9 protein-coding genes are annotated in these 15,138 nt (G+C 73.8%); 5 read left to right on the top strand and 4 right to left on the bottom strand.

Going from position 1 to position 15,138, the window contains the following annotated elements; genetic code table 11:
- The first annotated feature begins 1 nt into the window (after position 1).
- The 3 genes from ACFVQG_RS24015 (at position 2) to ACFVQG_RS24005 (ending at position 4,607) form a co-directional block, all read left to right on the top strand.
- Positions 2–2,041, top strand: coding sequence for an ABC transporter permease (locus tag ACFVQG_RS24015; RefSeq protein WP_383386949.1), 2,040 nt, complete (start codon positions 2–4; stop codon positions 2,039–2,041).
- A gap of 65 nt (positions 2,042–2,106) precedes the next feature.
- Complete coding sequence (locus ACFVQG_RS24010; protein WP_383387091.1) at positions 2,107–3,057, top strand: ABC transporter substrate-binding protein; 951 nt, start codon at positions 2,107–2,109, stop codon at positions 3,055–3,057.
- Positions 3,058–3,146: 89 nt separating this feature from the next.
- Positions 3,147–4,607, top strand: coding sequence for an aldehyde dehydrogenase family protein (locus tag ACFVQG_RS24005; RefSeq protein WP_383386946.1), 1,461 nt, complete (start codon positions 3,147–3,149; stop codon positions 4,605–4,607).
- A 148-nt stretch (positions 4,608–4,755) separates the two neighbouring features.
- Here the strand turns inward: ACFVQG_RS24005 and ACFVQG_RS24000 are convergent, their stop codons facing one another.
- The 4 genes from ACFVQG_RS24000 to ACFVQG_RS23985 all read right to left on the bottom strand — a co-directional run bounded on the left by ACFVQG_RS24000 (position 4,756) and on the right by ACFVQG_RS23985 (position 12,779).
- Entirely contained in the window at positions 4,756–9,459 is a 4,704-nt protein-coding gene (locus ACFVQG_RS24000; protein ID WP_383386943.1) for a hypothetical protein, read from the bottom strand.
- Positions 9,460–9,489: 30 nt separating this feature from the next.
- Entirely contained in the window at positions 9,490–10,380 is an 891-nt protein-coding gene (locus ACFVQG_RS23995) for a hypothetical protein (RefSeq protein ID WP_383386940.1), read from the bottom strand.
- 73 nt (positions 10,381–10,453) lie between these two features.
- Positions 10,454–11,980 carry a hypothetical protein gene (locus ACFVQG_RS23990; protein WP_383386937.1) on the bottom strand — a complete coding sequence of 509 codons (1,527 nt, stop codon included), beginning with the start codon at positions 11,978–11,980 and terminating at the stop codon, positions 10,454–10,456.
- A gap of 91 nt (positions 11,981–12,071) precedes the next feature.
- The gene (locus ACFVQG_RS23985; protein ID WP_383386935.1) at positions 12,072–12,779 is read right to left on the bottom strand and encodes a GntR family transcriptional regulator; all 708 of its coding nucleotides are present in this window, start codon (positions 12,777–12,779) and stop codon (positions 12,072–12,074) included.
- Between the two features lie 224 nt (positions 12,780–13,003).
- Between ACFVQG_RS23985 and ACFVQG_RS23980 the strand changes: the two genes are divergently transcribed.
- Together ACFVQG_RS23980 and ACFVQG_RS23975 are read left to right on the top strand one after the other, a co-directional pair.
- Positions 13,004–14,317, top strand: a complete 1,314-nt coding sequence (locus tag ACFVQG_RS23980) for an MFS transporter (RefSeq protein ID WP_383386932.1) — start codon at positions 13,004–13,006, stop codon at positions 14,315–14,317.
- Entirely contained in the window at positions 14,314–15,135 is an 822-nt protein-coding gene (locus ACFVQG_RS23975) for a putative hydro-lyase (protein WP_383386929.1), read from the top strand. The genes ACFVQG_RS23980 and ACFVQG_RS23975 overlap by 4 nt, the downstream gene beginning before the upstream one ends.
- Positions 15,136–15,138: the final 3 nt, after the last annotated feature.

The raw sequence follows: 15,138 nt of genomic DNA, 5'->3' as shown, positions 1-15,138 counted from the left end.
GATGAGCACGCTCATACCCGAACAACAGGCCCCCTCGGAGAAGACCGGTTCCCCGCCGGGCGGTGCCCAGCGCGTCGCCACGCGTACGTTCCTGCTGCGCCGTCTGTCGGTCGCGCGGCCGTCCACCCGGCGGCTGGTCGCGCTGATCGCCGCCGCCGTGGTGCTGGTGCCGTTCGCGGCGGTGATGTGGGGCAGCGGGGCCTGGCCCGGCGACCTCACCGTGGATGTCCAGGGCCCGCTCGACGACGCGTACAACTGGGTCCTCGACAACCGCGACACCAGCCCGGTCTTCCTCTACTTCCTGCTGCATCTGAGCAACTGGGCCGAGGATTCGGTGGACTGGGTCACCGACCTCCTGCTGAACCTCGGCTGGTTCGCGGTGACCGCAGCGGCGGTGCTGCTGGCCTGGCGGATCGGCGGCCTGGGGCGGCGCGGGCTGCGCACGGCGGCCACCGCGCTCGGCACCTTCGTGGTGTGCGGGCTGCTGGGCATGTGGGAAGCCACCATGGAGACGCTCGCGCTCATGGCGGTCGCCGTCCTCGTCTCCGCCCTGGCCGGTGGGCTGCTCGGGCTCGGCGCGGGGCTGTCGGACCGGTTCGAGCGGCTGCTGCGCCCGGTGCTCGACACCATGCAGATCATGCCCGCGTTCGCGTACCTGCTGCCGCTGGTGCTGGTCTTCGACATCGGTGTGCCCTCCGCGCTGATCGCCACCGTGATCTACGCCGCCCCGCCGATGGCACGGCTCACCTCGCTCGGGCTGCGCGGCGCCGACCCGGCCGTGATGGAGGCCTCCGCGGCCCTCGGGGCCACGCCCGTGCAGCGGCTGCTGACGGCGCGGCTGCCGCTGGCCCGCAAGGAGATCCTGCTGGGCCTCAACCAGACCATCATGATGGCGCTGTCCATGGTCACCATCGCCTCCGTCATCGGGGCGGGCGGCCTCGGCGAGGAGGTCTTCCGCGCGCTGTCCACGGTCGACGTCGGCGCGGCGCTCGCCGCGGGCGTCCCGATCGTGCTGCTGGCGATCTGGCTGGACCGCACCACCGCCGCAGCGGGCGACCGCCTCGGCGACGGCGGGCCCACCGGCGCCGCCTGGCTGCACGGCTGGCGGGCCTGGACGGCGGTGGCGGGCGCGTTCGCCGCCCTGCTCGCCGTCGGCAAGGCCGCGACGCCGGGCGAGTGGTCGGACGACTGGACCGTGGACATCGCGGAGCCGGTCAACGACGCCGTCGCCTGGTTCACCAGGAACCTGGCCGAGGGCGTGCCCGTGCTGGGCGGCACCCGCACCTGGGCGGACGGCTTCACCACCGGAATCCTCAACCCGCTGCGGGACGGTCTGACGGCCACGCCGTGGTGGCTGCTGGTCCTGCTCGCCGCGGCCTTCGCGCTGCTCGCGGGCGGCTGGGGCGCCATGGGCACCGCGGCCGTGGCGATGGCGGCGGTCGGCGTGACCGGCGTCTGGGAGCACTCCCTCGACACCCTTTCGCAGGCCCTCGCGGCCGTGGTCCTCACGCTGCTGGCCGGGTTCGTGATCGGGGTGGCCGCCGCCCGGATGCCGCTCCTTGAGCGCCTCTTGCGTCCGGTCCTGGACACCATGCAGACGCTGCCGCAGTTCATCTACCTGATCCCGGTGGTCGCCCTGTTCAACGTGGGCCGCGCCGCCGCCGTCGCCGCGGCCGTCCTCTACGCGCTGCCCGCGGTGGTCCGCATCACCGTGCAGGGCCTGCGCTCGGTCGACGCCGCCGCGCTGGAGGCGGCCCGCTCCCTGGGCGCCGGGACCTGGCAGCAGATCCGCCAGGTGCAGCTCCCGCTGGCCCGCCCCGCGCTGATGCTCGCGCTCAACCAGGGCGTGGTGCTGGTGCTCGCCATGGTCATCGTCGGCGGGTTCGTCGGCTCCGGCGCACTCGGTTACGACGTCGTCTACGGGCTGCAGAAGAGCGAACTCGGCGTCGGCCTGACCGCGGGCGTCGCCATCGTCCTGCTGGGCCTCGTACTCGACCGGGCCACCCAGCGCCGTACGGACGACCGGCTGTCCACCCGCTGACCCCGCTTTTCCGCGCCACGCCGCATTCGAAGATCCAAAGAGAAACGAGAGACACCGCCTCCATGATGAACAGAACCCGTACCCGCCGCGCCGCCGCCGCCGTCACCGCCGCCTTCGCCCTCACCGCGCTCAGCGCCTGCGGTGCCGCCGACACGTCCTCCTCCGGCGACTCCGACGAGGTCACCATCGCCGTACCGTCCTGGGTCGGTGCCGAGGCCAACGCCGCGGTCGCCAAGTACGTGATGGAGGAGGAGCTGGACGTCAAGGTCAAGACGACCCAGCTCGACGAGTCGGTGGCCATCGACGGCCTCAACAGCGGCAAGGTCGACGCCGTCCTGGAGGACTGGGGCGGCGCGCCGAAGAAGATCGAGCAGTACGTCGAGAAGAAGAAGACCGTCGTCGCGGGCGGCGACCTCGGTGTCACCGGGCACATCGGCTGGTTCGTGCCGAAGTACCTGGTCGACGAGCACCCGGACATCGCCGACTGGAAGAACCTCAACAAGTACGCGGACCTCTTCAAGACCGCGGAGAGCGGCGACAAGGGCCAGCTGCTCGAGGGCTCGCCGTCGTACACCACGAACGACGACGCGATCATCAAGAACCTGAAGCTGGACTTCAAGACCGTCTACGCGGGCTCCGAAGCCGCGCAGATCACCCAGATGAAGGAGAACTACGCCGCCAAGAAGCCGTTCATCGGCTACTGGTGGACACCGCAGTGGCTCAACGCCCAGATGGAGCTGGTCGAGGTGAAGCTGCCCGAGTACAAGGAGGGCTGCGACGCCGACCCGGAGAAGGTCGCCTGCGGCTACGCCAACACCCCGCTGCAGAAGTACTTCAACGCCGACTTCGCCAAGGACGGCGGGGACGCGGCGACGTTCCTGAAGAACTTCCAATGGACCGCGGACCAGCAGAACGAGGTCGCCGCGATGATCGCTGACGAGAAGATGAGCGCCGACGCGGCGGCGAAGAAGTGGGTCGAGGCCAACCCCGACGTGGTCAAGGCCTGGCTGCCGTAGCGAGAACCCCCTGAGGGCCGTCCGGGCGCCGGTGTGAACCACCCGCGCCCGGACGGCCCTTCGGACCGAGTACCTGAGAAAGGCACGCAATGCCGGACCTGTTCATCGGCGGTACCTGGGCCGCCCCGCGCGACAAGCGGACCCGTGAGATCCGCTGTCCCGCCGACGGCACCCTCGTCGCGGTGGTCGACGAGGCGGGCGGCGCGGACACCGCCGACGCGATCGCCGCCGCCCGGCGCGCGTTCGACGGGGGCCCCTGGCCGCACACGCCCGCCGCCGAACGCGGCGACCTGCTGCTGCGGGTGGCCGGTCTGCTGGAGCGCGACAAGGCCGCGCTGGCCCGCGCCGAGTCCCTCGACACCGGCAAGCGGCTGGTGGAGAGCGCGTACGACATCGACGACGTGGCCGCCTGCTTCCGCTACTTCGGACGGCTGATCGGCACCCAGACCGGCCGGGTCGTCGACACGGGCACGCAGAACGCCGACAGCCGCGTGGTGTACGAGCCGGTCGGGGTATGCGCCCTGATCACCCCCTGGAACTACCCCCTGCTCCAGACGGCTTGGAAGGTCGCCCCGGCGCTCGCCGCGGGCAACACCTTCGTGCTGAAGCCGAGCGAGCTGACCCCGCACACCGCGATCCACCTCATGCGTCTCCTGGAGGAGGCCGGTCTGCCGCCGGGTGTCGGCAACCTGATCCTCGGCGCCGGGCCCGAGGCAGGCGCTCCGCTGGGCGAGCACCCGGACGTGGACCTGGTGTCGTTCACCGGGGGCCTGCACACCGGCCGCCGTCTGATGGCCGCCGCGGCCGGGACGGTGAAGAAGGTGGCGCTGGAACTCGGCGGCAAGAACCCCAACGTCGTCTTCGCCGACGCCGACTTCGAGGCGGCCGTCGACATGGCGCTGACCGCGGTGTTCCTGCACTCGGGGCAGGTCTGCTCGGCGGGGGCGCGGCTGCTGGTCGAGGACGCGCTGCACGAACGGTTCGTGACCGAGGTGGTGCGGCGGGCGCGGCTGATCCGGGTCGGCGGGCCGTTCGACGAGCGGGCGCAGACCGGGCCGCTGATCTCCGCCGCGCATCTCGCCAAGGTCGAGGCGTATGTCGCGCGGGGCGTCGAGGACGGCGCGGTGCTGCGGTGCGGGGGCGCGCGACCGGAGGGGCTCGACGAGGGGTTCTACTACCTGCCGACCGTGCTCGACGACTGCGACGCCTCGATGTCCGTGGTGCGGGAGGAGTCCTTCGGGCCGGTCCTCACCGTGGAGCGGTTCAGCGGCGAGGACGAGGCCGTGCGGCTCGCGAACGACACGATCTACGGTCTCGCGGGCGCCGTGTGGACCCGTGACGAGGCGCGTGCCGCGCGCGTGGCGGCCCGGCTGCGGCTGGGCACCGTATGGATCAACGACTACCACCCCTACGTCCCGCAGGCCGAGTGGGGCGGTTTCAAGCAGTCCGGAACCGGGCGGGAGCTGGGGCCCGCCGGGCTCGCGGAGTACCAGGAGACCAAGCACGTCTGGCGCAACACCAGCCCCGCGCCGCAGGGCTGGTTCGCCTGACCTCCTGGGGCGGGCCGCCTGAGGCCAGCCTCCTTGGGGGGCGGGCCGCCTGAGGCCAGCCTCCTTGAGGGGCGGGCCGCCTGAGGCCAGCCTCCTTGGGGGGCGGGCCGCCTGAGGCCAGCCTCCTTGGGGGGCGGGCCGCCTGAGGTCAGCCTCCTTGGGGGGCGGGCCGCTTGAACATCCGGGTGGCGGTGATCTCGCTGTGCACCGCCTCCCCCTCCCCGGCCGGGGCGGGCTGTGGCAGCCCCGGCCGGAGGTGCTCCTCGACGCTGATGTACTTCAGCCCGGCGCGCAGGTCTGCGTCGTTGCGCAGCCGGATCACCAGCGGGAACTCGGCGAGCGCGGTGGTGTCGAACAGGCCGGTGGTGTACAGGAGCTGCACGCCGAGCGCGTCGGACACCGCGCGCTGGAGTTCCAGAAGATAGGTCGCGTTGGCGCGGCCGATGGGGTTGTCCAGGAACAGCGTGCCCGCGTGGCGGTGCTTGTCGCGGCCCCGGTCGTTGCTCCTGAGCGCCGCCATCGTGCAGTACAGGGCGATGGCGGCGGTCAGGAGCTGGCCGCCGGAGAACACGTCGCCCATCTGCCCGACGGGCACCCGCTCGGCGCGCAGCACGGCGTCGGGCTTGAGGATCTCCACGGCGACGCCCTTGGGCTGGAGGGCGGCGGCGACCCCGCGCAGCAGCAGCGACATGCCGTCGCGACGCAGGTCGGAGTTCTTCTTCACGGCGGCGCGGGTGGCGTCGTCGATGACCTCGCCGAGGCGTTCGGTGAGGGTGGCCTGGTCGGGTTCCTCGAAGCGGATGCGCAGGAACTCCTGCCCCGACCACTCGCCGAGGCCCTCGGGCAGCCGGGACAGCCGCTGGGCGGACCGGAGGGTCGCGAGGGCGGATTCGACGAGTCCGCGCAGCCGGTCCACGATCGAGTCGCGGTTGCGTTCCAACTGCGCGAGTTCGTCGGTGAGGACGCGCAGCCGGGGCGCGAAGGCGTCGGCCCACTTCTGCGCGTGCTCGGGCAGCGCGGCGGCGGGCAGTTCGCGGATCTGCTGGCGGGCGGGGGTGCGGACCTGTTCGTAGCGGGTGGAGTTGGCGTGCCGGACGAGGATGTCGCTGGCCTCGCGGACGGCGGTCTCGGCGGCGGACAGGTCGGCGGCGCAGCCGCGCAGGGAGCGGCGGGTCTCGGCGGCGGACTGCCGGGCGTCCTCCAGGGTGCCGGGGTAGGGCTCGGGCTGTTCCTGGTCGTCGTCGGGGGTGTGCTCGCGCAGCAGGTCGCGCAGGAGCGCGGCGATCTCGTCGAAGCCCCCGGCCGCGTCCTCGGCGGCGCGGTGCGCGGCGAGCAGTTCCGCGTGGGCGTCACGGGACTGGGTCAGCGCCTCGGTGCGCGCGGCGAGTTCGGCGGTGGCCGTGCGCAGCAGCGCCTGGGCGTGCTCGGCGTCGCGCGGGAGCAGTTCCTCGGGGAGGTCGGTGTGGGCGTCCCCCTCCTCGGGCGCGTGCCGTTCGGCCTCGCCGCGCAGCCGTCCGAGCTGCTCGGACGCGGTGGACATCCGGGTCTCCAGGAGCTGCACCAACTCCTCGGCGCGGGCGGCGGCGGCCTGCCGGGACGGCCCGTCGGAGCCGTCCGGCGACTGGAGCAGCTGCTCCGCGCGGGTGCGCACCTTGTTGCTGAGCCGGTCCAGCTCGGTGCGGGCGGCGCTCTCGTCGCTCTCCGCGCGGGCCTGCTCGGCCCGCAGATCGGCCCCCACGCCGACCTTCTCGTACACCTGGGAGGCGGCGCGGTAGGCCTCGCGCAGGGCGGGCAGCGACGACTTCGGCCCGTCCGCACCGTCCTCGGGTACGTCGTCGGGGGCGCCCGCGATCTCGGCGCGCTCGGCGCGCAGCGCGCGGGCGGTGCGGCGGGTGTCGTCGGCGGCGCGCTGGGCGGCGCGGCGGTCCTCGTCGGCGGCGCGGGCGCGGTCGAGGCATACCTGGGCGCGGGCCTCGGACTCGGCGGCCTCGTCGGCGAGTTCACGCAGCCGGGCCTGCCATCCGGCGCGTTCGCGCAGCCGGAAGGCGAGTCCGGCGAGGGCGTCGGCGGCGCGGCGCGCCTTCTGCGCGGCCTCCTGCCGCTCGTCGCGCGCCTGGGCGGCCTCGGCGGCGGCCTCCTCGGCCTCCGCCCGCACGGTGCGCGCCTCGGCCAGCTCGGCCTCCGTCTCCTCGGCGAAGGCGCGCGCCTCCCGGGCGGTTTCGGCCAGCTCGACGAGGCGTCCGGCCGGGCAGCCGGTGCGCCAGGAGGCGAGCCGCGCGGCCAGCTCCCGGTCCTTGCCGAGCCGGGCCGCGAGCGCCCGGATCTCCTCGTCGCGCTCGGTCGCCCGGGCGCGCAGCGCCTGCCGCTCCTCGTCGGCGGCGTGCTCGTCGTGCATGGCCGGGTTCGGCGGGACGAGGAACACGCTGGGGGCGCCGTCGTCCGTGCCGGACGCCGGGGTGGGGGCGAGCAGGGCGGCGGCCGTGCCGACGGCCACGGCGGACCGGGGCAGCAGCGCGGCCTCGGCGAGCGCCTCGCGGGCTCGGGCGTGCGAGGCCGGGTCGGTGATGATCACGCCGTCGACCAGTTCGGGGCGGGCGGCCAGCACGCGCGCGTGGTCGGCGGGGTCGACGGCCTGGGCGAGATAGCGCCAGCCGGGCAGGGCGGGGATGCCGTGCTCGCCGAGGTACTCGACGGTGGCGAGGACGTCCGGTCCCGGCGGCAGCAGTCCGCCGTCGCCGAGGGCGCCGAGGATGCGGGCGTCGTCGGCGGCGGCGGTGCGCAGCTCGAACAGCTGGCGTTCGGCGGAGGAGACGGCGTCGTCGAGGAGGGTGCGCAACTCGTCGGCGAAGCGGTCGAGTTCCTCGGGGGTGAGGGGGGTGTCGGCGGCCGTGGCTCCGGTGTCACCGGCGACGCGGGGCGCCGGGACGCCGGGGCGTGCGGTGGTGGTGCCCGTGCCCGTGCCCGCGCCCGCGCCCGTGCCCGTGCCCGCGCCCGCGCCCGTGCCCGTGCCCGGCAGGCTCAGCAGCTCCGCGAGCCGGGTCTCGGCCGCGAGGGCCTCGGCGGTGCGGCGCTCGCCGTCGTAGGCGCGGTCGGCGGCGAGTGCGGCGTCGGCCGCGCGGGCGGCGGTCAGTTCCGCGCGGGTCTCGGCGGACGCCGCCTCGCGCGCGTGCTCGGCGGCCCGGCGGGAGGCCTCGCGGGCGGTGTCCCAGGCGGCGACGGCCGTCTTCTCGGCGTCGCTGGCGGCGAGCGCGGCGCGGGCCGGGTCGGCGTCGGGCGCGCTGTCGTCGAGCCAGCCCGCGCGGACGGCCTCGGCGGTCTCCTGCTCGACCTCGCTGAGCCGCTGCCGCAGGTGCTCGGCCTCGCTGCGGGCCCGCTGTGCCTCGGTGGCGGCGGCGGTGGAGTCCCGGTAGGCCGAGTCGCTGACCTCCTGGAGCGCCCCGGACCGCTCCTCCTCCTCGTTGGCGAGGTGCTCGGCGCTCTCCGCAGCCGCGTGCAGGGCTCGTACGAGGTCGACGGCGGCCTTGGTGCGGGCGGCCAGCGCGGGGGCGGCGTCCCGCTCGGCCTCCTGGATCGCGGCGGCGACCCGCGCGACCCGGTCGGCGGCGGCGCGGTGGCGCAGTACGGCCTCGGCCGCCTGCCAGGCGGAGTGCAGGGTGCGCGCGTCCGCGAGTTCGCGCTTCTGTGCGGCGGCGGACTTCTCGGCGGCGGCGAGCGCCAGGGAGGCGTGCCGGTAGGCGAGTTCGGCGGTGATCAGCGCGCTGCGCTCGCGCGCGGACTCGGCGTGCGTGACGGCGTAGGCGGCGGCCGTCACGCGCTGGGCGAGGTCGGTGGCCCGGGCGCGCTCCTGGGTGCCGCGCACCGACAGCCGCCGGGAGAGCGTACGGGTGCGCCGCTCGGCCGCGGCGTGGATGTCCCGCGCACGCGCGCGGGCCTCAGCGGCTTCGACGATCCGGCCGAGCAGGTCCACCGACCCGGCGGTGAAGTCCCGTTCGGCGATCAGCTCGGCGCGGCGGCCCAGCTTGTTCCCGAAGCCGCTGACGAGGTCGGCGAGTCCGTCGGTGTCGCGGGTGTCGGTGACGGCGCGCAGGAGGAGGTCGGTGAAGTCGGCGTCCTTCTTCACCGCGAACAGACCGGCCGCCTCGCCCTCGTCGGCGTTCATCTCCCGCTGGTAGCGGAAGAGTTCGGGGTCGAGGCCGAGTTCGCCGAGGTGCTCGGTCCAGCGTTCGTGGGTCTCCTCCCAGTGCACTTCCAGGTGCGGGTAGGTCTTGCCGGACTCGGTGAGGGCGTCCCGGAAGCCCTTCATGGTGCGGCGGCGGCCCCGGGCGCCGGACTGGCCCTCTACGGACGGGCGTACGGCGGTGGCCTCGGCGACGGGGAGGTTGTCCAGGCTCAGTCCGGGCCCGGGGCGGAAGGAGTACCAGGCCTCGGCGAACTTGCGCGGGTCGTTGGAGACCTGCCGCCCGCGCCACTCGCTGACCTTGCCGACGACCACGCACTCGCCGGTCAGCACGTGCTGCCACTCCAGCGCCACATGGCCGCAGTCGTCGGCGAGCAGGAACTTGCGCAGCACGCCGGAGCTGGCGCCGCCGAGGGTGTTGCGGTGGCCGGGCAGCATCACGGAGAAGATCAGCTTCAGCAGGACGGACTTGCCGCCGCCGTTCTCCAGGAAGAGCACGCCCGCGGGGGCGGGGCGGCGCGGCGGGCCGACCGGCTCGTCCTCGAAGAACTCCGCCTGGGTGGGCGCGGGGTCGGGCACCCGCTCGCCGACACCGCGCAGGTCAAGCACGGTGTCGGCGTAGCGCGCACCGGCGGGTCCGATGGAGTAGAGGCGGACCCGGGACAGCTCGTACATGGCGGACTCTCGTAAGTCTTCTGCGGGGGGTCAGGGCTGGGGGGAGGCGTGGAACGGCAGTCCGGCGTCGGCGACCAGTTCCAGGTCGTCGGTGTCGTCGGCGGGCAGCAGGGTCGGGGTGCCGTCGGTGACCGGGACCACGCCCAGCTCCAGCAGTTCGGCGAGGGCGGCGCTGCCCGCCATGTCGCGGACCTGGAGCTGGTAGCGGGCGGTGGTGCGGTAGGTGCCGCCGTGGTCGTCGCCGGTGCGCTGGAGGAAGCCGGAGTCGGTGAGGAAGGCGACGGCCTTGGCGACGATGCCGGTGGTGGAGCCCGCGAGGCGGCGGGCGTCCTTGGTGGCGCCGGTCGCGCTGCGTCTGACCCAGACCCGCCAGGCGGCCTCCAGGCCGGGCGCGTCGGTCACCGGGTCGGTGTTGTCGCCCTGTTCCTCGGCCCGCTCCTCCAGGCGGCGGCAGGCCTGCCGGACGAAGGCGTCGACGCCGTTGACGGTGACCCGGCCGATGTAGCCGTCGTCGGCGAGGTCCTCGGGGCGGGGGAAGGCCATCGCGGCGACGGCGAGGTGGGCGAGGCCGTGCAGGAAGCGGTCGGCGGAGTCGGCGGAGGTGCGACGCGCGTAGTCGCCCATGCGGACGGCGAACACCGAGTCCTCGGCGGCGGTCACGGCCATGCCCGCGCGCGGGGACACCTCCAGGACCACCAGGCCGAGCCCGGTGGCCACGGCGTCGGCGAGCCGGGCGAACGGCGGGTCCTCGCGGTAGCGGCGCAGCAGGTCCGCGTACTCCTGGTCGCGGGCGGGCTGGAGCTTGGGCTGGAGTCCGAAGGCGACGAGCCGCGCCGCGTCGGCGGCGTCGGCGGGCGTGACGGCGGCGCTCACCGGCACGGCGGCGGTCTCCTGCTCGCTCCGGTCGACGGGCTCGGTCACGGCTGGGGCTCCTTGCTGCGGGGTCGTGGGTGCGTGCGCTGTCGCTGGACGGCAGGGGTGCCGGGGTGTGGGCTCACGCGGCCTCCGTCCGGTCGGCCGCCATTCCGGCCGCGTCCAGCAGGGCGGTGCCCACGATGAGGTCGGCGCCGCCGAACTCGGGGTCGTCCAGTTCGGTGCCGTCGTCCACGGCGAAGAGCAGCTTCCGCTCGCCCTGGCGGTAGGCGGTGCCCACCGGAGGGCTGGCCGCGTGCACCGCCAGCAGGGCCACCAGGTAGGGCAGTTCGGGGTCCCGGCGGCGGGCCTCGGCCAGCAGGCCGGACAGGCGGCGCGGGGCGTCGGCGGGCAGGTCGAGCAGGTCCGTCGCCGCCGCCAGCTGCTCCTCGCTGAAGCGGCTGTCGTCGGGGGTGGCGATCAGGTCGGGCTCCGGCATCTCGGCGCCCAGGTGCTCGCGCTCCACCGGGGGCGTCAGCAGTATGTCGACGAGATCGCCGACCCGCGTGGACACGGGCGTGCGCAGTCCGGTGCCCCGGCCGAAGAAGGCGTCGGTGACGCGGATCGCCCGCTCCAGCGGGAGGGGCAGGGTGGGGGCGAGCAGATGGCCGTACAGGTCCGTGCCGGAGGTCGTCATCGGGGTGGCGAAGGCCTGCCGGTCCTGTTCGGCGCGGAACAGGGGGCCCGCCTCCAGCAGCCGGGACTGGAGCTGGGTGTGCCTGCGGATGCAGTCCTTGACGATGTCGACCAGCTCGGCCGCGCGGCGCTTGTGCTCGGGGTCCTCGGACTCGTCGCGGGCCTTGCGGATGTTGGTGAGGATCGCGTTCTCGTGGCGGTAGCGGTCGGCGACGTGGTCCAGGGCCTCGGTGATCATGTCGGGGACGGCGCTGAGCCAGTCCACCGCGCGGACGTTGCGGCGGGTGGCGTCCAGGGCGCGGCGCAGCGTCTCCGAGTACTGCACCGTGCGGTACCGGGCCTGCTCGGCGGCGAGCTGGGCGTCGGCGAGCCGACCGCGGTTGATCAGCACCTCCAGCTTGACCTCGGCGGCGATCTGGGCGCTGGTGACGTCGGTGTCGAGGGCGCCGACGAGGACGTTGACCGCCTCGTCCGTCGTACGGAGGTACACGCTGCCGCCGGGGCCGGGGACCTCCTCGATCAGCTTGAAGTCGTAGTCCCGGCGGACATACGACCCGTCCGGTGCGAAAGTGCCGTACACGGCGCGGAAGCCGCGGTCGACGCTGCCGACGTTGATCAGGTTCTCCAGCACCCAGCGGGCCACGCGCTCGTGCTCGGCGACGGGGCGGCGGGGGGCCTGCGCGGCGATGCGCGGGATGAGCCGGGCGACGACCTGGTCGTGGTCGGCACCCGTGTCGAAGTCCATGTTCAGGGTGACGAGGTCGATCGCGGCGAGGGCGACCTCCGCCATGCCGTACACCGAGTACTCGCCCGCCAGGTTCGCCTTGCGGGCGTCCAGGTCGTGCAGCGGCGCGGTGCAGGCGAGCGCGCGCAGCCGCCGCGCCAGTCCTTCGTCGGCGGCCGGGCCCGTCGCGGGCCGCGGCCCCGCGCTGAGCTGGGGCGGAACACTGTCCGTCGATGCAGGCGAAGTCACGGTGCACAGACTAGGTCCTCGGTCTGACAACGACCCAAACGGCCGCAGAAGCGACCACCGTCACGGCGGCGCGACGGGGCCGGGCGTCGGCTCAGGCGGTGCTGTCCGCGTCCGCGCCCACCCGGCGGCGGTAGACCTCGACGATCCCCGTCAGCGAGTCGTCGAGGTAGACGACGAGCAGCCGCTCGGCCTCGGCCCGGTCGCCCGCCTGGAGGGCCTGGAGGATCTGCCGGTTGCGGGCGAGGTAGGGCTCGTGCAGGCGCCGTGGGTCGTCCACGACGTGGAAGGCGAGCCGGAGTTCGGCGAAGACGCTGCGCATCAGCTCGTCCGTGCGGGCGCTCCCGGCCAGTGCGACCAGTTCCCGGTGGAAGTGGATGTTGGCGGTGCTCACGCCGCCCCACTCCTCCTCGAGGGCCGCCCGCTCGCCCTGGGCGACGGCCGACGCGAGCCCGTCCAGCGCGTACGGCGGCTCGCCGAGCCCGCGCACGACGGCGCACTCGACGAGGCGGCGGGTGCGGTAGATGTCCTCGACGTCCTCGACGGTCAGCACCCGCACGAAGACCCCGCGGTTCAGCTCGTGGACGAGCAGCCGTTCATGGGTGAGCAGCCGGAACGCCTCACGCAGGGTGTTGCGGGAGACGCCGAGCGCCCCGCCGATGCCCTCCTCCGACAGCCGGGTCCCGGGCGGGAAGAACCCCTCGGCGATCCGGCTCCGCAGGATGTCCGAGACCCGCTCGGCGGTGCTGGTGCGCCCGAGGAGGGCCCGGTCGTCGGCCAGTCCCGTCAGCTGCTCTGCCATGCCCGGAATTCAACCGCAGACACAAGAACGAGACAACATGGGTATTGAAGGATCGTTGAACGATCCTCTACGTTGCTACGAACCGCACGGCACCGCAGGACCGCACGGCAAGGCACGGCACGGCACCGCACGGCACGGCACCGCAAGGCACGGCACGGCACCGCAAGGCACCGCACGGCACGGCTCAGTCCACGCACCCTCCGTCCTCCCACTGCGAGGTGCCCATGAGCACGACCCCTCCACCGCAGGCCCCAGCCACCGCCCCGCACCCGGCAACCCGCGAACACACCGGCGACGAAGGCCCGTTGGGCTGGCTCCGCGCCCTCGGCCCGCGCGGACGCCGCGCCTTCGCCGGTGCGTTCGGCGGCTATGCCCTGGACTCGTACGACTACTTCACGCTCCCGCTGAGCATGGTCGCGCTCGCCGCGTACTTCGGCCTGGACAGCGGCCAGACGGGCCTGTTCACCACCGTCACCCTGGTCGTCTCGGCGGTCGGCGGCGCGCTCGCGGGCGTCATCGCCGACCGGATCGGCCGGGTCAAGGCACTGATGATCACGGTGATCACGTACGCGGTCTTCACCGTGGCCTGCGGCTTCGCGCCCAACTACGAGACGCTGCTGGTCTTCCGCGCCCTCCAGGGCCTCGGTTTCGGCGGCGAGTGGGCGGTCGGCGCGATCCTGGTCGCCGAATACGCGAGCGCCAAGCACCGGGGCCGCACCCTCGGCGCCATCCAGAGTTCGTGGGCCGTGGGCTGGGCCGCCGCCGCGATCGTCTACACGCTGGTGTTCTCCTTCCTCGACGACGACCTGGCCTGGCGCGTGATGTTCTGGACCGGCGCGCTGCCCGCGCTCCTTGTGGTGTGGATGCGGCGCCGGGTGCACGACGCGCCGCAGGCCGCCGCCGTCCGCGAGAGGAGCCGCGGGAACGGCAGCGCGGCCGACTCCTTCAAGGCCATCTTCAAGCCCGGCCTGCTGCGCACCACGGTCTTCGCGGTCCTGCTCTCCACCGGCGTCCAGGGCGGCTACTACACGCTGGCGACCTGGGTGCCGACGTATCTTAAGACCGAGCGCGGCCTGTCGGTGGTCGGCACCGGCGGCTATCTGACGTTCCTGATCTCCGGGGCCTTCCTCGGCTATCTGACGGGCGGTTACCTCACCGACCGGCTGGGCCGCCGCCGCAACATCTGGCTGTTCGCGCTGCTGTCGGCCGTGTGCATCCTGGCGTACACCAACATCCCGAGCGGAGCCAACACCCTGCTGCTGGTGCTGGGCTTCCCGCTGGGCTTCTGCATGTCGGCCATCTTCAGCGGGTTCGGGTCGTTCCTGAGCGAGCTGTACCCGACGGCGGTGCGCGGCACGGGACAGGGCTTCACCTACAACACCGGACGCGCGGTGGGCGCCGTCTTCCCCACGACGGTCGGTTTCCTGGCCGACAGCTGGGGCGTGGGCGGCGCGCTGGTCTTCGGCGCGATCGGATACGGTCTCGCCGCGCTGGCGCTGCTCGGACTGCCGGAGACCCGTGGAAGGGAGCTGCTGTGAACCGCATCGACGACGGCCCCGTAGTGCTGGCCGAGGAGCACGCGCACGCGTGGAGCCCGGAAGCCGCCCGGGCCCGGTTCCGCGCCGGACTGACCGGGCCCACGGCCGGTGTCGCGGCCGGGCACACCCAGGTCAACCTGGTGTCGGTGCCCGCCGACTGGGCGTACGACATGCTGCTGTTCTGCCAGCGCAACCCCAAACCGTGCCCGGTGCTCGACGTCACCGACGCGGGCTCCTGGACGACCGTCCTCGCGGACGGCGCTGATCTGCGCACCGACCTGCCCCGCTACCGGGTGTGGCGGGACGGGGAACTGGTCGACGAGCCCACGGACGTGCTGTCGTACTGGCGGGACGACCTGGTGACGTTCCTGCTGGGGTGCAGTTTCACCTTCGAGTGGGCGCTCATGGCGGCGGGCGTGCCGATCCGCCATGTCGAGCAGGGCCGCAACGTCCCGATGTACGTGACAAGCCGTCAGTGCCGGTCGGCGGGGCGGCTGAGTGGTCCGCTCGTGGTGTCGATGCGCCCGGTGCCGCCGGACCGGCTGGCGGCGGCCATCAGGGAGAGCAGTCTGCTCCCGGCGGTGCACGGCGGCCCGGTGCACTGCGGCGATCCGGCGTCGCTCGGCATCGACGACCTGGCCAGCCCCGACTTCGGCGACCCGGTGACCGCCGAACCGGACGACATCCCGGTGTTCTGGGCCTGCGGTGTGACCCCGCAGGCGGCCCTCGCGGCCTCCCGCCCGCCGTTCGCCCTCACCCACGCACCGGGGCAGATGTTCCTGACCGACACGCGCGACGACCAGTACCGCGTGGCCTGACCC

The organism is Streptomyces sp. NPDC057877 (assembly GCF_042796855.1).
Lineage (GTDB): Bacteria > Actinomycetota > Actinomycetes > Streptomycetales > Streptomycetaceae > Streptomyces.
Note: the sequence above shows the minus strand (reverse complement) of the source record. Positions and strands in the feature narration are given on the sequence as shown.

What these genes read in the sequence shown, in the direction of transcription:
- ACFVQG_RS24015 (WP_383386949.1), top strand. Translation starts at nt 2, where the DNA reads ATGAGCACGCTCATACCCGAACAACAGGCCCCCTCGGAGAAGACCGGT.
- ACFVQG_RS24010 (WP_383387091.1), top strand. Translation starts at nt 2,107, where the DNA reads ATGAACAGAACCCGTACCCGCCGCGCCGCCGCCGCCGTCACCGCCGCC.
- ACFVQG_RS24005 (WP_383386946.1), top strand. Translation starts at nt 3,147, where the DNA reads ATGCCGGACCTGTTCATCGGCGGTACCTGGGCCGCCCCGCGCGACAAG.
- ACFVQG_RS24000 (WP_383386943.1), bottom strand. Translation starts at nt 9,459, where the DNA reads ATGTACGAGCTGTCCCGGGTCCGCCTCTACTCCATCGGACCCGCCGGT.
- ACFVQG_RS23985 (WP_383386935.1), bottom strand. Translation starts at nt 12,779, where the DNA reads ATGGCAGAGCAGCTGACGGGACTGGCCGACGACCGGGCCCTCCTCGGG.
- ACFVQG_RS23980 (WP_383386932.1), top strand. Translation starts at nt 13,004, where the DNA reads ATGAGCACGACCCCTCCACCGCAGGCCCCAGCCACCGCCCCGCACCCG.